Here is a 19,074-nt window from a genome sequence, read left to right on the forward strand (position 1 = left end):
TCCGGAACGTATCGTCGCTTCGTTTAGACTTCTGCCGTCGATGGCTCGCCGTCGACGTGTTCGTACTTGTCCTCGAACTCCTGGATGAGCTGACCCATTTTCGCGTACCAGTCGTTCAACATTCGTTGCATGTTGTTTGCTATCTGGGTCGGATCGGTCGGGTAGTAGACGTGATAGTAGCCACCCTGATCGTAGTTGATCTGTTCTTTCTGGATGAAGCCACTCTGGAGCAGCCGCTGAATCGATCGGTACGCAGTCGAGCGCTCTCGGTCGACTTGCTCGGCGACTTCGTCGATCGTGAGGCGCTCGTCGCTTTCGACCAGGGCGCGGTAGCACTCTTTGTCGAGTTGTTTGAGGCCGTGAATGCACTCGAGCAGTCCCTCACACTGCATATCTTGCTGCAGTTGTTCTGCCATTGAGGATGCCATCTTTCTGGTCTCGAAGAGGAGATCGATCGGTATAAGGGTTTTGTGTGTATTGTACAAACCTACTGATCCGGTCTCGAAGGCTGACAATGGTGACGAAACCGACGCCGTCAATCGTCGCCGTCGGGTGTTGAGTGGGTATCCGATTCACTCGTTGCGCCGGCTTGACCTCTCCGACCGATCGATTCGCAGCCGAGGATTGACGAAGAGCTATCATCGCTATTTTAGGCATAAACGAAATCGCTCAGAAAGTACCACCTGACCTCTCTCTCAAATCATGTTTATAGTAGTTTTTCGTCGGAGTCTCGAGTTCGTTTTTTCCGTTATTCGTAGTAATCTTTTCGCTCGAGAACCTCTCCGAAGGCGACGGTTTCCGTTACGTCGGCGATTTCGATGGTGACCCGTTCACCCTTCTCCGCGTCGGGGACGATAACGACGTACCCCCGTTCTATCCGCGCAATGCCGTCGCCTTGCTCGCCGATATCTTCGATATCGACTGTTCTATTTTCACCCTCTTCGACCGGCGGTTCGGGACCGCCACGATCCGATTTCTGCGACGTGTTCGTTTCGGGCTCCGGGTCGGATCGGGTTTCGCTGGGTGATTCCGAAGCGAGCAGCGCGACGCGATACACTCCACCTTCTTCGAGGTCACCAACCGCGACTTCGTTCTCCGGAATTTCGATACGGTAGGACCCTCGTTGCTCCGTCACCTCTGCACTGAATACACACAGTAATTCATCTGGTATTTCCATGAATATCGTTCCTTGCCAAAGAGACGTGTAGACAACCCCTTCAGTCCTCCGGTGCCGTTTCCTCTGACTCCCGTCGAGTATCTTCTCCCTACCAACTGACCGTCGTGTGAATAGGGCGCCTCTTCGAGTCTCATCCGCAGATTGATAGCCCGTTGTGTACGATCGGTTGCGGTTCGTTAGCGACGGATCACGATCTGGTCGTTGAGGGTGGAAATTTGATTGATTGGAATTCGAAGTCGACCGTTCTCATCGGTTTCAAAGTCAACCGATTGCGTCGAGAGCCCCTCGTTCGGGTCGATGACGAGGTCGCCCAGTTTGGCTGATTCGAGTCCCATAGTAATGTTATAGAGCGTTCCAAAGTCGGTTCCGTCGATCCCAACGATAGATTTATCTATGAGATTTTTGGCAAGTATCTCGTCCATGTTACTTCATTTTCTCTTAGAGTATATTAAATGTAATGGAAACTCTAACTGTCATATCAAAAATATTGATAGTTTTTTCTTGCGTTGGATCGATAGGACACCACTGGTTTGGGCTGGTAGCTGCTCGAGCAAAGCCCTCGTCTGGGGTGAATCGGTACTCGATATTCGCTCCCACCCCAAAATGCGCCCAACGGACTCGTTACCACCCGTTGTCGGTGTCCCCTACCGACGGGCGAGAGAAACTCTCGTCTTGCACACTGATTGTACAGTTTAACCGACCATTCCTTAGTCTCCTCATACTTTCAGACGCCGCCGGGAGTAGTTGCTGTGGTGATGGTGAAAACGGTGGTTTCGCCGCTGGCAGTGGGTCCAACACTAGCACCACCGTTCGATGACCCCGTCTTGATTTTCGGGCTTTCGATGGTAATCTTTCTGACCGCCCCGCTCGTTCTCAAACGCTACCGACTGCCGGGAATCATCGGAATTATCCTGATCGGTGCGGCGATCGGTCCGAACGGGCTCTACGTCCTCGAGCGCGATGCCACCATCGAGCTGCTCGGCGAAGTCGGACTGCTCTACCTGATGTTCATCGCCGGACTCGAGATAAACTTCGCCCAGTTCGTCAGGTACAAGGATCGTAGTATCGTCTTCGGCATGTTATCTTTTCTTATACCGCAGGCGATCGGAACCGTCGTCGGCATTTACGTTCTGGATTTGACCGTCCTCTCGGCATCGCTGTTCGCAGCCATCTTTTCCTCGCACACATTGCTCGCTTATCCGATTATCAGCCGATTAGGAATCGCGAAAAACGAGGCGGTTACGGCGACGATCGGCGGTACTATCCTGACGGATACGCTCGCGTTGCTCGTCCTCGCCGTCGTGGTTGCGTCCGCTGACGGTGCCCTCGACGCCGCGTTCTGGCTCCAACTGGTGATTGGCTTATCCGTGTTCTTTGTGGGCGTCTGGATCGCTGTGCCCCGTCTCGCACGATGGTTCTTTCGAATTCATACCGAGGAGAGCTACTTCGAGTTCCTGTTCGTGATGGCGGTCCTGTTCGGCTCTGCGTTCCTCGCGGAGCTCGTCGGCGTCGAACACATCATCGGTGCGTTCCTCGCGGGTCTGGCACTCAATCGATTGATCCCCGAAACAGGTCCGCTGATGAACCGGATCGAGTTCACCGGGAACGCGCTGTTTATCCCCTTTTTCCTCCTTTCGGTCGGGATGCTCGTCGACGCACGCGTCGTTTTCGAGGGTGTGGACACGCTCCTCATCGCAGGGTCGTTGCTCGTGATGGTCGTCCTGACGAAATACGCCGCGGCGTGGGTGACCGGACGAGTGTACGGCTACGATCGGAACGAGGTCCTCGGGATGTTCGGGCTCTCGGTCGGACAGGCGGCCGCCGCCCTCGCGATCGTTCAGATCGGCTTCGACGCGGGTATCCCTGGTTTCGATCAGAATATGATTAACGCGGTCGTGTTGATGATACTCGTGGTGAGTTTGCTCAGCCCCGCCGTTGTCGAACGATCGGGAGCGGCGCTCGTTCGTGGGAGCGATCGGCAAGAGTACGACCCGAGTGACACGCCACAACGCATTCTCGTCCCGGTAACGGAGACATCGAGACACACGGAGTCGCTTCTCGATTTGGCGTTTGCGATCCGCGACGAGCGCTCAGGGCAACCGATCCACATTCTCTCGGTCGTCCGGCCGGATCAGTATGTACCGACGACGGGGAAAGTCGCGGAGTCCGAGGCCCTCCTCGAGGAAGTAACGGAGTACGCCTCGAGCGCGGCGGTTCCGACCGAGGATCACACGCGGGTCAATCACAACATCGCTTCCGGCATCGCTCGCTCCGCGCTCGAGAATCGGATAACGACGCTCGTTATCGGGTGGGACGGTGCTCGTTCGCGGACACAGCGGGTGTTCGGTCGGATCATCGATCAGGTGCTGAGTCGGACCAATCAGTTGACGCTCGTCGGGCACGTTCCGGACCCCCTCAACACGACCCAGCGAATCGTTCTCGTATTGCCGTCGGGTATCGAACACAACGATGGATTCGCACACGCCCTCCACACCGTGGGACTCATCGCCGCGGATACGGGATCGCCGATTCGCGGACTCGTCGTGAACGGCGAGGTCGAACCGTTCGAACGGTTATTCGAGCGGGCGAATTCCGAAGCCTCCGGCGACTTCCGCCCGGTGGACGGGTGGGGCGAACTGCGCGCTACGCTCCGAGACGAAACACGAACTGATGACCTCGTCATCTGTCTGAGTTCCCGGCGCAACGATATCGGCTGGCACCCCGAACTGCAGACGCTTCCGAAGCAGATTTCGACGATTACGGACGGGAATTTCGTCGTCGTCTACCCGGGGAGCAAGGAACGAACGGACGAACGGCAGTTCCTTCGGTTCTCTTGAGCCGATGTGAACGCCCTCGAGGACTGTTCTCCGAACCTGGATTTACTTGAACATCGGTTCGAGTAAAACTCCGTTCGATATCGGAAGTTCACCTCTCACAGTCAGTACCGACGCCGGGTATGGAACTCTCGAGGACCCCATTCGTTCTGAATGGTGGAGAAGATATTGATAGAAAGACCCGAAACGACTATTCGAACTTGGACTATTCGAAAAGAAACCTCAATAGCGAATATATTCTTTACCCGAATATATCTGGCCATCAATTCCCGAATCGATAATCGTCTCGGAACATTTATCATTGTGACCGATATGATATCCGATATGGAACACGCTACCAACACGAACTACCGACAGATCGTGTATCGCGCCAATCGTCTATGGACAGCCAGTGGCTCGAAAACGACTCGCCGGCAACATAGCTAACGCACTTCTACTGTCCTCGATAGATGATCCAAACGTTGACCGATGATCGGCGCTTCGTAATCGTTCGATGGAGGTTCCAATGCGTGTAATAATCGTGGGTGCTGGTGAAGTGGGTCGTTCGATTGCGGGTAATTTAGCGTCCTCCGACGACGTGATCGTAATCGACCGCGACGAACGCGTCGTCGAAGAACTCACGTACTCACACGATGTCCTCGCTATTCACGGAGACGGGACCACGATCGACACGCTCCGCGAAGCGGACATCGAACGAGCCGATTTAGTGATCGCGTGCACCGATAGCGACGAATCGAACGTCGTTATCTGCGGGTCCGCAAGGACCGCGACCGACGCATTCACGATCGCTCGAGTCAGGCGGCGGACGTTGCTCGAGACCTGGGAGGGGTCCCAGGGTGGATTCGGCGTCGATTTCATGGTGTGTACGGACTTATTAACTGCACAGACGATTTTCCGTATCTCGGGACTTCCGGCGGCCCAGGACGTCGACTCCTTCATCGGCGGACTCGTTCAGATGGCGGAGTTCGAAATCGGTGCGGACAGCCCGATCGCAGACCAGACTGTCCGCGAAGCTGATCGGTACGATTCGTTAACGTTCGCGGCGATCTTCCGCGGCGAGGATATGCTTGTCGCGAAGGGGGAGACGGTGATCCGACCCGGTGACTACATCGTTGTTATCGGAAGCGACGATTCCGTGACTGACTTCGCGGATGATATCACCCCGTCCACGGCGGTCGACGGCGACGAGATCGTCATCGTCGGTGCGAGCGAGATCGGCTATCAAGCGGCTCGAGAGTTCGAGAGCCACGGCTATCACCCACGTCTCGTCGAGCAAGACGACGACCGCGCTCGAGCGGTCGCGGCGGACCTTCCGAACACGACGGTTCTTAAGAGCGACGCAACTGATATCGAATTCCTCGAGCGAGAGCACATCAACGAGGCCGATATCGTCATCTCTTCGCTCGGAAGCGACGAGAAGAATTTACTCGTCTCGCTTCTGGCTCGCCGCCTCGGCGTCGATCGGACCGTCGCCGTCATCGAGAACCTCGAGTACGCCGAGTTGTTCGAGACCGTCGGCGTCGACGTGGCGGTCAACCCTCGAGAGGAAACGGCGGAGGAAGTCGTCCGATTCACCCGTACCAACCGCACCGAGAAGGTCGCGATGCTCGAACACGACCGTGCGGAAGTGATCGAAATCGAAGCCAAGATAGACAGTGAGATCACCGGACAGCGGATTCAGGACTCGATGGCTGACTTCCCGGAGGGGGTCGTCATCGGTGCGATTTCCCGAGGCGGCGAACTCGTCACTCCGCGAGGCACGACGGTCGTCAAGCCTAGCGATCACCTCGTCGTGTTCGTCGATTCGAACGCCCTCGACGAGGTGCTCGAGGGAATCTAATGCGCCCGCGTCACTACCTTCGAGTGGACTGGCGGGCCGGGTTGAGCCTCGTCGGGACGCTCCTTGCGTTCCTCTCGATCGCGTTCGTCGTTCCGATCGTCGTCGCGTTAGTGTATGGCGGTGATGACCTCTGGGTGTTCGTCGTTTCGATGGTGTTGACCGCCGGATTTGGTCTCGCCCTTCGTCGCTTCGATCCCGAACCGTCCCCGGGCGCTCGAGAGGCGTTCTTCGTCGTCGCGTTCACGTGGTTGTTCGCGGCACTCTTCGGCGCAGTTCCGTATCTTTTGGCGGGTAACGGTACGATTGCCCATCCTGTCAACGCGCTGTTCGAGAGCATGAGCGGTTTCACGACCACCGGCGCGACGGTAATGGAAGACATCTCGTTCGAGACGCATTCCCGGCCGATCATGATGTGGAGACAGCTCACACAGTGGCTCGGCGGGATGGGGATCATCGTGCTCGCCGTCGCCATTCTCTCGCAGATGGCCGTCGGTGGTGCTCAGTTGATGAAAGCCGAAGTTCCCGGGCCGGGTATTTCGAAACTCACCCCGCACATCGCCGAAACCGCTCGTGTACTCTGGATCGCGTACGCCGGATTTACCGTCCTCCTGATGGTGTTGCTCTACACGCTCCATCTTCTGGGTTTCGCTCCGAATATGGACCTGTACAACGCAGTCGCCCACGGATTCACGACGCTTCCGACGGGCGGGTTCTCTCCGGAAGCCCGGAGTATCGAAGCGTTTTCTCCCGTTGTTCAGTGGCTCATTATCCCGTTCATGTTCATTGCGGGCGTCAACTTCGTGCTGTGGTGGCATGTCATCTCGGGCGATCCGTGGGCCGTTTTGCGCGATACCGAATTTCGATTTTACCTCGGTGCCGTAACCGTGTTTTCGCTCCTCGGTACGATCTTTCTCTTTTTCGACGCGTCGCTACAAACGACGGAAACCGGCCAGATCGGCGGTAATCTCGAACGATCGCTTCGATACGCCGCGTTCCAGATCGCCTCGTTGACCAACTCGACGGGTTATGCGAACATGGACTTTGACGCGTGGGGGAACACCGCCAAAGCGCTCCTGTTGTTCGTCATGTTTCTCGGCGGCTCGACCGGTTCCACCGGCGGTGGCATCAAGATTCTTCGCTGGCTCGTGATCCTCAAATCCCTGCGTCGCGAAATCTTCACGACGATTCATCCGGATGCGGTTCGTCCGGTTCGAATGAACGGGAAAACGCTCAACGAGGATGCAATCCGCGGTATTTACGCGTTCACGTTGTTGTACCTCGTGTTGTTTTTCGTCGGCTTTCTATTGCTTGCTGCGGATACGTCCAGGGCGACGGCGTTCGATCCACACACGCTCGATCTCCTGACCGCATCCATCGCGACGCTTGGCAACATCGGCCCAGGATTCGGCGTCGTCGGGCCGATGGGCGGCTACAACGGGTTCCCGATGAGTTCGAAACTGCTCATGATCCTCTACATGTGGATCGGTAGACTCGAGATTTTCCCGGTGTTGGTCCTGCTCACGGCGGCGTACTGGCGTTCCTGAACCGCTGTTTGAACCATCGGCCCCGATTTATGAATGGGGCGGGCCCGTCTCTGATTCGAATACCGCGTACGTAACGCCCTTTGTTGTCGAAGATGTTTTGTCGTCGAAGATGTGTAGCAACCGAAACACCACGTGACCAATTGAAAGTAATAACTCGTCAATCAAATCCTGCAAGATGTCGTTTTGAATACTACTTTCCGTCGTTACACGTTTAAATGACGACACGGTCGCCGCGACTGGCACATCCTCAGAATTGCGTTCATCTTAGACTCGCCCGAAGTGGATCTCATCCAAATTGGATTCAAACGCCACTCTGGCGGGTATAAGCCATCCATAGGCCTGATTAGGAGATCCACTCTCGAGAAATCTCGGACGGACGATGGATTGGTAACCTAGCTTCCGTTACCCCGTATAGCTTCGTCTCCTCTATCGAAACTGGCCGATACTTCGTTCCCAGTGTGCACGACTGGACTCCCGAAGCGAATTTTTTGGTAGTATATGAGTTATTGCCCCTCTATTATCATTGATATGGAAGTTAATTGTGGATAGTATTTTTTCTCGCGTTTTTTCGAGGTCTACTCAGATGCCTACAAAATTTACGAGTAGATATTTCTAACTCAAACCTCGATCTGGACGGATCACCCGCTCGAACGCGCGGGGGAGAATCAATAATTTATTACGGCAGTATGAATGTAAACCATGTTCCGTTCCTTCGCTCGGCCTCGGGTCGCGCTGATCGTCGGCTGGGGAGCACGATCACCGACTCGAGATGACATCGTCGGTGCCTCGTCCGGCACACCGATTGGAATCGACTACCCGGCGAGTCGAATGCTAACGCCCGTTTCGAATCGGTTTCCTCTGCCTACTTCGCGCTCACTCGATAAGTGAACCCCGCGCTCGATCGTTTGGTGGCGGTACTCGTCCCCTACATCACGACGCGAGTGCCGACCCCGCACAACCTTTATCAATCGATCGAAACGATATGTTACCATGCAACGTCAAACGGCCACACCAACTGTTAGCCGGTTTCCGGGTCCGAAAACGCAGGAGTGGGTCGATTTTCACCGGAACTCGGCCGCGACGAGTACATACGTCTACGAATTCGTCTGGGACATCACCGCGGACGCTGCCGGGCCGTTCTGTACCGACCCCGACGGGAACGTACTACTCGACTTCACGAGCCACGTCGGGGCCGCTCCCCTCGGCTACAACAATCCGAAACTGATGGACGACATTCGGGAGTTCGACCTCGTCGATCCGCTGAAGATAGCCGGACAGGACTTCTACGTGAGTACCGGCGGAACGCCCGCGGACACCGACCTCCCCGGGCCGTCTCATCTCATGGACATGCTAACGAACATCTGCGATCAGTACGGTCTCGATACCGTTTTCCTCTCGAACTCCGGCGCGGAAGCGGTCGAGAACGCGATCAAAATCTGTTACGACAACTGTCCCGCGCCCAAGTACGGACTCACGTTCGACGGTGCGTTTCACGGACGTACTCTCGGCGCGCTCTCTCTCAACCGATCGAAATCGGTACACCGGAGGAAGTTCCCCGAACTGAGCGGCATCCACGACGTTCCGCGCTCGATCGAGGGCCTCGAGCGACTCGAGCAGAAACTCGACCCCGATGTCGGTCACATTCCCTCGGATCAGGTCGCCTTTCTCATCCTCGAGCCGATACAGGGCGAGGGTGGATATCGGATACCCACTCCCGAGTTCGTGAGCCGCGTGAACGAGATCTGCTCGAAACACGAGATCCCGATCATCGCCGACGAGATCCAGTCGGGGATCGGTCGAACCGGTTCGATGTGGGCGTCCGATCAGTACGACCTCGAACCGGACGTCATCACCAGTGCGAAGGCCCTTCGCGTCGGGGCGACGATCTCGAGATCGGAGCTGTTCCCGGATGAGAAGGCTCGCCTCTCCTCGACGTGGGGTGCGGGAGATATTCTTGCTTCGATTCAGGGAGCGCTGACGATCGCCGCTATTCAGGAACACGATCTCTTAGCGCATGCACGACGGGCGGGCGAACGACTGCTTGCTCGACTCGAGGACCTCCAGGATCGGTACCCCGAGGTCGTCGATTCCCGCGGACTCGGCCTCATGACGGCCCTCGAGTTCGACACGATGGATCGTCGGGAAGCCGTAATCGAATCCGCGGTCGAACGCGGCTTATTGACGCTCGGGTGCGGTCACAAGACGCTTCGCTTGTTGCCGCCGCTCGATGTCCGCGATCGTGAACTCGACATCGCGATCTCGCTTCTCGAGGACGCGATCGAGGACGCCGCGTAGGACCCGATTTCACGCCGCGTTTCGGCGACAGTTACCGACTGAGTGGCGTTGCCACCGCGCTGTTCGCGAATCGTCGCTTCCCGACCGCGCGATGAATCGATCAGGCCTCTGGGCTCCGGACGACCGGTCTCGAAGTTGATCACGAGTCGACGAACACACCAACTCGAGGGAGAGGCCGCTCGCGGACGCCGCCGTCGCTCGAGAGGGGTTGGACTCCATGGTCTGTATCTCTCTGGCCGTGTGGCAAGTCTGTTCGGCCTTCTCAGAAGATATCGATCGTCGAGATAGTGTGACGTTTTCGGTGAACGTATACTACGTCTTCGCTCTCGAGAACGGATGAAAATGGCATTCGCTGACGTCCGTCGTCGGCGATAGCCGGGTCGATCACGATCGATCGTTACTGCTCCGACATCCGCGCGAAATTCTCGCTGAGTGGCTAATTCAACCCGAACTGAGGAGAGATTCTCCGGGATGTATTCGGAAACCGTATACGGGTCGCCATCGACTCGGCTCGCTATCGCTCGAGCAATGTCCCTTCGCTATCGAATGGCCGACGGCACCTTCGCCTATCGCCGGGTTCGACAGCGTTCGTAGCCTCGGACGCTCTCGGCGCTCAGATAGCGCGTTATTTCGGGGGAAAGATTTTCCCCGGATTCAAGATCCCGTTGGGATCGAATGCCGCTTTCACTTGCCGCATAGTGTCGACCGTTTCGTCGTTGTACTCCACCGGAAGATATCGCTGCTTTCCGAGACCGACCCCGTGTTCGCCCGTTGCCGTCCCGCCGAGGTCAATGGCGTGACGGACGATACGCTCGTCGACGCGCTCCCCGAGGGCTCGGTGTTCCTCGTCCTCGGCACGTACCATGACCGTGTAGTGGATGTTCCCATCGCCTGCGTGACCGAAACAGGGAATCTCGAGATCGTGTTCCGTTTCAATGGTCGAAATATACGCCATTAGATCCGCGTACTTGCTGATCGGAACCGTAACGTCGCCCGATGTGAGCATCTCTAACTCCGGATCGTACTCTTTGAGTGCGGACGCCATCTCCTCTCGGATCTCCCACAGTTCGTTCATATCGGGCCCAGACGCTCCGATATCGACGTCCGTGATGTCGTACTCCTCGAGGATCGCGCGACAGAAATCGACTTCCGCCTCGATGTCGTGATTCGCATGAAACTCGACGAACGCCATCGGGGCGGGTGGAAATTCAGCGCCGAGGTATCGACACGCCATCCCGGCGCTGCGTTCGTCGATCAGTTCTATCTTCGCGACATCCACGCCCGAGCGAACAATGTCGGAAATCGCCGCGGAGGCTTCCGTCCGATTCTCGAAGCGTACTCGGCCGCCCCAGATCTGCTCGGGAATACCGGCGAGCTCGAGCGTCGCCTCGGTGACCACGGCGAGGGTGCCTTCGCTGCCGACGAGGAGATCCATCAGGTTGTACCCGCTCGAGGTTTTCGATGCCCTGCTTCCTGTTTCGATCACCGTTCCGTCGGGACGCACGGCCTCGAGGCGCAGGACCCAATCGTGTACCTCGCCGTACTTGACCGTCTGCATCCCGCTCGCGTCGTTGGCGATCATCCCGCCGATGGTCGAAATTTTCCCGGAGGAGGGAAGTGGGGGGAAGAACAACCCGTCTCGCTCGACCGCCTCGTTGATAGCCGACCCGAAGACCCCGGGTTGAACGTCGATCTGAAAGTCGTCCGGTCTGACGTCGACTATTTCATCCATCTTCGTCATATTGAGGCTGATGCCGCCAGCGACCGGGACGGCGTGCCCTTCCAAACTCGTTCCGGCGGCATAGGGTGTGACGCTAATCCCTCGTTGGTTTGCTCCTTGCAATACCGTGGCGACTTCCGCCGTCGTTTCGGGCCACACTACGACATCCGGCATCGTCCCTTCTTCGTCGGGGGTTCCCCAGTCGGTTTTGTGTTCTTCTCGACGGCGCGGATCGGTCGAGAACTGCTCAGCGTCGAGCGGGGTGTCGGCGAGGAAATCGATATCCATGTGGTAAGATATCACTACATATGACTACTTATATGGTTCGACGGGGACCGGATGCGACCGACCCTCGCCGAGAAAAGCGATAGCTGACCGCGTTCGAAAAAGTCCGGAAGGTACAACTGCAAACAGCGATCCTGCGCGAGTCGTATTCGCCCTTCCGATCAAAAATTGAACCGGTATATGGCGGGGAACCTTGAATATAACATGTTCATGTGGGTTAAACCACAAAAAATTATAAATATTTCACTTGGCTTGTACCTGTTGCATGCTATCATCATTCATAGCAGGAGAGCCGACGCCGTTACTCGCAGAAACGCTACTCAATCCGGTCGTCATTCTGGCTATCGGCATCTTGATAGTCGTCCTGTTGCTCATGCGATTGGAACTGCCCGCATTCGTCGCGTTGATCGTCGCCGCGTTCGCCGTCGGCATTCTGTCGCCCGACATCGCCGTTCCGTCGGTCGGGCCCGAGGTCGCCGGTTCGTTCGGCGAGATCCTCACTGCGATCGGCATCCCGATCCTGATGGCGGCGTTGATCGGCAAGTGTCTCATCGAAAGTGGGGCGGCCGACCGGATCGTTCGGGCATTCCATTCGACGTTCGGGGAAGGCCGTGAGGGCGTCACACTGCTTGGAAGTAGTTACCTCCTCTCGATACCAGTGTTCTTCGACACCGTGTTCTACTTGCTCGCTCCGATCGCCCGCTCTATGCGGGCACGCACCGGCGAAAAGATGGCGCTGTACACCGCCGCGATAATCGGCGGCGCGTTCGCCGCTCACGCCCTCGTCCCGCCGACTCCCGGTCCGCTCGCGGTTTCGGGCGAACTTGGATTGGACCTCGGTCTCGTCATCGGGATGGGGCTCCTGATCGGCGTTCCGTCGTCGATCGTCGGCGGTCTCGTCTACGGGCGCTGGATTGACGATCGGATGGATATCCCACTCCGTGAAGCGTTGGGCACGACGGCCGAGGATCTCAAGGAAACGACGCAAAAACCGATCGAGAAACTCCCGGGGACCTTCGAGGCTTTGCTCCCGATCCTGCTCGCGATCGTGCTCATCGCGTCGAACACTATCAGCACCACGTTTCTCCCCGAAGGCTCCCAGATCGTCACTGCGACCGAATTCTTGGGAGACGCTAATATCGCGCTGACGATCGCCGCGATCGCCGCGATCTGGACGTTCTACCGATTCGAGGCGGAGACGAGCGACGATTTCAGCGACGGCCTCACGAGCGCCATCAAGGACGGCGGTAATATTATCGCGATAACGGCAGCCGGCGGAGCGTTCGGTGCGATGCTCGGCGCTGCCGGAGTCGGCGACTTTTTCGTGTCGTTCATGGAAGGGATCGGTGTCGGCCCGCTCATCACGGCCTGGCTCATCGCCGCCGTCCTGATCGTTTCTACGGGCTCGCTCACCGTGGCGATGATAACGAGTGCGACGATGATGGCACCGCTTATGGGGCAACTCGAGGTTCATCCGGTCTACCTGATGCTGACGATCGGAACGGGCTCGATGTTCTTCGCGTGGCACAACAGCAGTCCGTTCTGGATCATCAACGAAATCGGCGGGCTGAAACACGACGAAACGCTGCGGACCTTCTCGTTTGTCGGGTTCATCATGTCGATCGTCGGCTTGGCGATGACGCTCGTGATCGCGACGATTTTCCCGATGGCCTGATAGGGTCGTTCGTACCTCTTTTCAGCCAGTCTGAGCAGAGGACGTGATTTGGGGGGACGAAACCGGCGACGGAGTATCTACGCCGGGAGAGAACTACGAACGACCCTATGAACTGCCGGAAGCCGTTTTCGTTAGTATCGATTTCGAACAAACGAACGATGTAGCGGGCGATGTTTCCAGTCTCGCCGTCCCGCGAAACAGTGCCCTCAGCGTCCCGGATCGAGCACCTGAATCGGGTGGCGACTCGGTCGCTCGAGCAGCGAATCTAACTGATCGAGACAGGAGGTGCCGCTAGCGACGACGGTCCGGTCTTCGGTTTCCGGCTCGGTAAACTGCTCCCGAAGCACGTCGCCGACGGCCATACTCAGGTCGTAGTACTCCGATTTGTACCCGAAGCTTCCCGCCATTCCACAACACTCCACGTCGGACGTCACGACATCGTAACCAGCGCGCTCGAGGACGGCGACGGTGTGGCCCTCGAGGCCGAGCGTCCGCTGCTGGCAGTGGCTATGGTAGGCGATTTCCGTGCCGATGTCGCCGCGGGCCGCGATCCGATCGTCGGGTCCACAGAGCGCGCTCGTCTCCGCGCCGTTCTCGAGGAGTCCGAAGACGTACTCGAGCAGTTCGTAGCTGTTCTCGGCCAGTGGTTCGTGAGCGTCTCCCGGAAGGAGTCGCTCGTACTCCCCCTGGAACATCGCGAGATCGCTCGGTTCGATGACGACTACGTCCCTCCCGTCCCCGATGTCGGGTGCGAGCGCGGCGTGAACGCCCCGTGCGTGAGACGACGCGGTGTCTATCATCCCCTGGGACAGCGGCGCACGCCCGCTCGAGGGGACGTCGGGAACGGTGACGTCGACGTCGAGCGCTTCCAGGACGCGAACGGCGGCCTTCCCGCGGTCGACCTGAACGTGGTTCGTGTACACGTCCGGATACAGCACCGCTTCGCGAACGGTATCGGACGGCTCAACGGCGTCTCGAGCCTCGAACCACGCCCTGAATGTCTCCCGCTGGAATCGGGGGAGTTCCCGCTCGCGTTCGACACCCGCGACCCGATCGAGCGCCGACCGCAACACGGATACGTCGGCGATCGTGTTCGACAGCGGCGCGGTCCGGCTCCCCCACTTCGCGAGCGTTTCGAAGTTTCCGAACAGGCGCTTGCTCCGGTCGATACCCGTCGGCTCGTCGTCCGGGGTTAACCCGTCGACAAGGTGATCGAACGCCGATGTATCGGCCCCGTGGTTGATGCGGTCGCGGACGACCGTGTTGATCCACGGGATGTCGATGTTTACCGGACAGGCGTCGACACATCTCGAACACCCGGTACAGAGGTCGTTGAACTCGGCGGCGCTCTCCTCGCCGTGGACGCCGGCCTCCCAGCCGGTCGCGATCCCGCCCGAGTACGTCTCTCCCCCGAACGCGTGACCGCCCACCTGCTGGAAGTTCGCACACGAGTTCGCACACGCGCCGCATCGAATACAGTACAGTGTCTCGCGTAGCGCTTCGTCTTCGCGCATCGCCATTCGTCCGTTGTCCACTAGCACCAGGTGGAACGATCGGTCCGAGTTACCGACGTCGAACGCTGGCTCGTTGGGTTCGGAAAAGTCGGCGACGGGCGAATCGACCGGCGGTCTAAACAACGAGACGTACGCCGTGATATCCTGTCCCGCTCCGGCCGGTCCGATGAGGTTCAGGAACGGCGGCAGGTCCGCTATCGTCGGGATCAGTTTTTCGACGCCCGCGACTGCGACGTGGGTGTCGGGCGTGACGAGACACTTGCGTGCGTTTCCTTCGTTCGTGATCAACGCGAGGGTTCCCGTATCGGCCGCGATAAAGTTCGCACCGGAGACCCCGATATCGGCTGTCGTGATTCGATCGAGCAGGTATTCTCGAGCGAAACTCGTTAGCTCCTCGGGCGTCTGCAGCGGTTCGTCGAGGTCGAAGTGTGCGTTGAACAGGGCGGCGATCTCCTCTCGAGACTTGTGTATCGCTGGTGATGCGATGTGGCTCGGCTCTTCCTCTGCGATCTGCAGGACGAATTCAGCGAGATCGGTCTCCCAGACGTCGAGGTCCGCCGCCTCGAGTGCGTCGTTGAGTTCGATCTCTTCGGTGGTCATCGACTTCGCCTTGACGACGCGTTCTGCCCCCTTCGATTCGGCGATTTCGGTCACGTGGCGGCGAGCGTCGGCCGCGTCCTCGGCGAGGTAGACGCTTCCACCGTTTTCGGTGACGGTGTCGCGAACTTGCTCGATTAGCTCGGGCAGCCGATCGATCGCATCTTTCTGAATTCGGCGCGCCTCGGCCCGGTACTCCTCGAGATCGTCCATCTCGGCGTAACGGCGATATCGACCCTCGTTAAACGGCGTGACGGTTTCGTGGACGGTTTCGCCTTCCGTTTCGAGGAGGTGTCGGATCTTCGCCGTCTTCTCCCGACGGGTGAGTTGATTTGGTTGGTCTGTCATATTATCTGTCGGTGAGGATGATTACGTCGACTTCCTCGGGTCCGTGTGCACCGTATACCGGAGCGCCCATGTCTGCGGTTGCGCTCGGTCCGGTCGTGATGACTGCGCTCGTGAGCCCGTCGTCGATGGCTTCCTCGAGTTCCGAAATGGCGTTTGCGAGGGTGGGAACGATATCGCTCGCGGCGAGTACGATGACGTGTTTGTCGGGGTAGAGACTCGTGTGCTCGGTCCCGTCAAACCTCGAGGTGACGACGATGCTGCCGTACTCGGCGATGGCCGGTCCGCCGGCAGTGACGCCCGTCGACGCCGCGAGTAGCTCCTCGCCGGTCGGGTTGAGCGTTATCGGATAGTCCGCGAGCGAGATATCATCGAACGGCAGCGCCACGCCGATCGTGGGCGGGTCGAGACACGCCTCGAGTGTTTCGTCTAAATCGTCGGTAGCGGTACGTCTGATCCGCACCGGAAGGTCTGCCAGGGATTGTTCGAACGCGTCTACCGGCGTCGTAGTCATACAGATGGAATCTCAACGAATCTAATTAAGCGTTTCGACGGCCGGAATCGGTGAACGGGATGAATTGACGTATGCGTTCGCGAACTCTTCGTCCGAAACCAACTACGCGTACAGAAACTGTGTTTTCGAGAGGGGAAAAGATGTAATAGCTAGCAGAACGACCAACGGACGATGGAAGAACAATCGAAGAAGATTCACGCAGTCGAACGATCCCTCGAGATCATCGAGATAGTCGCTGATGCCGAACCGGCGGGGGTATCGGAAATCGCTCGGGAGATGCCGGTTTCGAAGAGCACCGTATACACGCATCTCAACACGCTCGTGGAAAACGGCTACGTAACCAAAGACGGGGATACCTACCGGCTCAGTTGTAAATTTTTAACTCTCGGCTCGTCCGTACAGGAGCGGTTTGAACTCTACCAGATGGCGAAACAGCACATCGACGAACTGGCGAGCAAAACCGGCGAACCAACGAATCTCGTCGTCGAAATGGACGGAAAGGGTATCTGTCTCTACGCGACCAACCCCCGAAACTCGGCCGACGTGTTCATGTCTAGCGGCGAGCGAAATCATATGCACGCTACGGGGACGGGGAAGGCAATCCTCGCTCACATGCCAGATTCCGAAGTCGAAGCGATCGTCGATCAGCACGGCCTTCCGGAACTCACTGAACATACGATAACCTCTCGCGCAGAACTGTTCGAGGAACTCGAGCACATAGCGGAACGGGGATTGGCGTTCGACCGTCAGGAGACGATCCACGGACTCTACTGTATCTCGGCTCCCGTCATCGTCGACGACGACGTCATCGGCGCAATAAGCGTTTCCGGGCCCGTCAATCGGTTCACGAACGAAGAGCGGCGGGCAGAATTGAGCGAAGCGGTCGAAGAGATAGCGAACGTCATCGAACTTCGGTTCGTTTTTTCGTAGTCGGAACGGTTTCGGGCTACTTCGTAAAGCGATTTCCCGACTTCCGCTCTCCCGACCGGCTTTCGGTAACGAAACTCCGTTGTAAATCGTTTTCCATAGCCGAAATACTATTCGATTGGATAGTATATTGATTCGCAAGTGGGGTTCGTTTCCACCTGCTCGTTATCTTTGACTGCTAATTCGACCGATTGCCCACGACGGTTTTCAGGACGGTACCACTCAGGAGAGTACCGCGCGCCGAACGGTGTACTCAGCCGTAGCACCGGCTTCTTCCTCCGCTTTTCGGATCTGTATGGACGTTCTCGTGAGAACGAATTTCTCGAGGCTTCGAGAACTCAGGTCGATTTTCCTCTCCGAAACGCACAGTTACCTCTCTCAAACGTTCACCCTCCAGTAGCGCTTATCGTGGACTCGACTCCCGCTCGCTGTCCTCTTTCTATTACGGATATATGATTGTAACACTTCCACTACCGTTTCGCTTACAGTCCGAATTCGGCCCGCACTGGTAGCGAGGAGTCGCTTCGAAAAATTCCGTGAATTGGATAACACCTTTCCGATATTGGAATACTAGTAACCGCCTGTTCTCCTCTGTCTACTAGCTGGTCTCCACAGGTTGTTTTAGAGTCCGTATCGTTCGCGGTATCGGTTCGGCGGAGGGTGCGAGTGAGTTCACAGGGTCGCCATCAGCGTCGTCTCCGATCGATCGAAGGTGAGCCGGTCGACCTCGACGTCGATCGCGCTCGCTCACGAAAGTGTTCAGAGACCCGGTGACGGAACGCGAACGCGAATTGTCGGCATTTCACCGAACGCGGCTGTCGGCGTCTTACCGAAGAGCGTATAGTTCTGTACACGAGAGGTATCACCCTGTATGGTGAGAACGGAGTTTGAACTTCCTGATGTCGGCGAAGGAGTGGCTGAAGGAGAACTTGTTACGTGGCTCGTCGATACCGACGAGCACGTCGAGGAGGACCAACCGATTGCGGAGGTCGAAACCGACAAAGCGCTGGTGGAAATCCCATCGGCGTACGATGGCGTCATCGTCGAACGACGCGCCGAGGAAGGTGAGACGGTCCCGGTCGGTGATGTGCTCGTGGTGTTCGACGTGGACGGGGAGTCCGCCGACGACGCTGACGCGGGGGGCGCGACCGACGGGTCGGACTCGGCCGAAGCAGTACCGGATCCATCCGGGCCATCGGAGTCCGTCGAACTGGGGGTCGGAGACGGACCCAGTCTGCCCGATGGACGCGTGTTTGCCCCGCCGAGCGTCCGGAACGTTGCGCGCGAACTCGGCGTTTCACTCGAGGCAGTCGAACGCGCCGGATCCGGCGATCGAATTACGGAACGGGACGTGCGTGAAACGGCCCGCGGAGACGCCGGAGACGTTTCCGGCGGATCGGATTCATCCTCGGTTGCGGTGGAGCAGGGGGCGGATGCTTCCACCGTTGCGGGCATCGAGCGCGACGAAAGCGAACAGGCTAACGGGCAGTCCGCGTCCGCTTCCCTCGAGGCCGCCGATCGAGAGCGAACGCTGGCGATGCCGGCGACCCGTCAACTCGCCCGCGAGGAGGGCGTTTCTCTCGACGCCGTACCGGCGAGCGAACGCCGGGACGGCGAACCGTTCGTCACGCCCGAGGACGTTCGAGCGTTTTCGCGCGGTGACGGGCCAGCCGCGACGCCGTCGTCCGCTCCCGAGACGCCGTCTCGGGCGGACACCGACGACGAGCGTCCAGGCGATCGGATCCCCTACAGCGGGGTAAGAAAAACCATCGGCGAGCAGATGGCGACCTCGAAGTACACCGCACCC

Annotated in this window: 13 protein-coding genes; 7 read left to right on the forward strand and 6 right to left on the reverse strand. The window is 58.1% G+C overall.

What is annotated here, in order from left to right; genetic code table 11:
- Positions 1-23 precede the first annotated feature (23 nt).
- The 3 genes from QNM96_RS16965 to QNM96_RS16975 form a co-directional block, all read right to left on the reverse strand.
- Positions 24-428 (reverse strand): helix-turn-helix domain-containing protein, encoded by a 405-nt coding sequence (locus QNM96_RS16965; RefSeq protein ID WP_283837846.1) that lies wholly within the window; start codon positions 426-428, stop codon positions 24-26.
- Positions 429-748: 320 nt separating this feature from the next.
- A complete protein-coding gene (locus tag QNM96_RS16970; RefSeq protein WP_283837848.1) occupies positions 749-1,177 on the reverse strand; it encodes a TRAM domain-containing protein in 429 nt (142 codons plus the stop codon).
- Between the two features lie 176 nt (positions 1,178-1,353).
- On the reverse strand, positions 1,354-1,599 hold the full coding sequence (locus QNM96_RS16975) for a PRC-barrel domain-containing protein (protein WP_283837849.1): 246 nt from the start codon (positions 1,597-1,599) through the stop codon (positions 1,354-1,356).
- 333 nt (positions 1,600-1,932) lie between these two features.
- Here QNM96_RS16975 and QNM96_RS16980 point away from each other — a divergent pair, with 333 nt between their 5' ends.
- The 4 genes from QNM96_RS16980 to QNM96_RS16995 all read left to right on the forward strand — a co-directional run bounded on the left by QNM96_RS16980 (position 1,933) and on the right by QNM96_RS16995 (position 9,690).
- Positions 1,933-4,014, forward strand: a complete 2,082-nt coding sequence (locus tag QNM96_RS16980) for a cation:proton antiporter (protein WP_283837850.1) — start codon at positions 1,933-1,935, stop codon at positions 4,012-4,014.
- Positions 4,015-4,516: 502 nt separating this feature from the next.
- Positions 4,517-5,851, forward strand: a complete 1,335-nt coding sequence (trkA, locus tag QNM96_RS16985; protein WP_283837851.1) for a Trk system potassium transporter TrkA — start codon at positions 4,517-4,519, stop codon at positions 5,849-5,851.
- Positions 5,851-7,395: a TrkH family potassium uptake protein gene (locus tag QNM96_RS16990; protein WP_283837853.1), complete on the forward strand. Its 1,545-nt coding sequence runs from the start codon at positions 5,851-5,853 to the stop codon at positions 7,393-7,395. The genes trkA and QNM96_RS16990 overlap by 1 nt, the downstream gene beginning before the upstream one ends.
- A gap of 990 nt (positions 7,396-8,385) precedes the next feature.
- A complete protein-coding gene (locus tag QNM96_RS16995; protein WP_283837855.1) occupies positions 8,386-9,690 on the forward strand; it encodes an aminotransferase class III-fold pyridoxal phosphate-dependent enzyme in 1,305 nt (434 codons plus the stop codon).
- Positions 9,691-10,315: 625 nt separating this feature from the next.
- Here QNM96_RS16995 and QNM96_RS17000 read toward each other — a convergent pair.
- Positions 10,316-11,698, reverse strand: coding sequence for an FAD-binding oxidoreductase (locus tag QNM96_RS17000; RefSeq protein ID WP_283837856.1), 1,383 nt, complete (start codon positions 11,696-11,698; stop codon positions 10,316-10,318).
- A 262-nt stretch (positions 11,699-11,960) separates the two neighbouring features.
- On the opposite strand from QNM96_RS17000, the gene QNM96_RS17005 reads away from it, so the two are divergent.
- Positions 11,961-13,370 carry an SLC13 family permease gene (locus QNM96_RS17005; RefSeq protein WP_283837858.1) on the forward strand — a complete coding sequence of 470 codons (1,410 nt, stop codon included), beginning with the start codon at positions 11,961-11,963 and terminating at the stop codon, positions 13,368-13,370.
- A gap of 206 nt (positions 13,371-13,576) precedes the next feature.
- On the opposite strand, the gene QNM96_RS17010 is transcribed toward QNM96_RS17005, so the two are convergent.
- Together QNM96_RS17010 and QNM96_RS17015 are read right to left on the reverse strand one after the other, a co-directional pair.
- The gene (locus QNM96_RS17010; RefSeq protein WP_283837859.1) at positions 13,577-15,829 is read right to left on the reverse strand and encodes an LUD domain-containing protein; all 2,253 of its coding nucleotides are present in this window, start codon (positions 15,827-15,829) and stop codon (positions 13,577-13,579) included.
- A gap of 1 nt (position 15,830) precedes the next feature.
- Positions 15,831-16,340, reverse strand: coding sequence for an LUD domain-containing protein (locus tag QNM96_RS17015; RefSeq protein WP_283837860.1), 510 nt, complete (start codon positions 16,338-16,340; stop codon positions 15,831-15,833).
- 171 nt (positions 16,341-16,511) lie between these two features.
- On the opposite strand from QNM96_RS17015, the gene QNM96_RS17020 reads away from it, so the two are divergent.
- Together QNM96_RS17020 and QNM96_RS17025 are read left to right on the forward strand one after the other, a co-directional pair.
- Positions 16,512-17,270: an IclR family transcriptional regulator gene (locus QNM96_RS17020; RefSeq protein ID WP_283837861.1), complete on the forward strand. Its 759-nt coding sequence runs from the start codon at positions 16,512-16,514 to the stop codon at positions 17,268-17,270.
- A gap of 868 nt (positions 17,271-18,138) precedes the next feature.
- On the forward strand, positions 18,139-19,074 hold a 936-nt coding region (locus QNM96_RS17025; protein WP_283837862.1), incomplete at its 3' end, for a biotin/lipoyl-containing protein.

The sequence above is a fragment of the Halostagnicola sp. A-GB9-2 genome (genome assembly GCF_030068615.1).
In the GTDB taxonomy this organism is placed as follows: Archaea; Halobacteriota; Halobacteria; order Halobacteriales; family Natrialbaceae; genus Halostagnicola.

Excerpts from the sequence above, each read along its gene's own strand:
- trkA (WP_283837851.1), top strand. The coding sequence starts at position 4,517 with ATGCGTGTAATAATCGTGGGTGCTGGTGAAGTGGGTCGTTCGATTGCG.
- QNM96_RS17010 (WP_283837859.1), bottom strand. The coding sequence starts at position 15,829 with ATGACAGACCAACCAAATCAACTCACCCGTCGGGAGAAGACGGCGAAG.
- QNM96_RS16995 (WP_283837855.1), top strand. The coding sequence starts at position 8,386 with ATGCAACGTCAAACGGCCACACCAACTGTTAGCCGGTTTCCGGGTCCG.
- QNM96_RS17015 (WP_283837860.1), bottom strand. The coding sequence starts at position 16,340 with ATGACTACGACGCCGGTAGACGCGTTCGAACAATCCCTGGCAGACCTT.
- QNM96_RS16975 (WP_283837849.1), bottom strand. The coding sequence starts at position 1,599 with ATGGACGAGATACTTGCCAAAAATCTCATAGATAAATCTATCGTTGGG.
- QNM96_RS17000 (WP_283837856.1), bottom strand. The coding sequence starts at position 11,698 with ATGGATATCGATTTCCTCGCCGACACCCCGCTCGACGCTGAGCAGTTC.
- QNM96_RS17005 (WP_283837858.1), top strand. The coding sequence starts at position 11,961 with ATGCTATCATCATTCATAGCAGGAGAGCCGACGCCGTTACTCGCAGAA.
- QNM96_RS16965 (WP_283837846.1), bottom strand. The coding sequence starts at position 428 with ATGGCATCCTCAATGGCAGAACAACTGCAGCAAGATATGCAGTGTGAG.
- QNM96_RS17020 (WP_283837861.1), top strand. The coding sequence starts at position 16,512 with ATGGAAGAACAATCGAAGAAGATTCACGCAGTCGAACGATCCCTCGAG.
- QNM96_RS16990 (WP_283837853.1), top strand. The coding sequence starts at position 5,851 with ATGCGCCCGCGTCACTACCTTCGAGTGGACTGGCGGGCCGGGTTGAGC.
- QNM96_RS16980 (WP_283837850.1), top strand. The coding sequence starts at position 1,933 with ATGGTGAAAACGGTGGTTTCGCCGCTGGCAGTGGGTCCAACACTAGCA.
- QNM96_RS16970 (WP_283837848.1), bottom strand. The coding sequence starts at position 1,177 with ATGGAAATACCAGATGAATTACTGTGTGTATTCAGTGCAGAGGTGACG.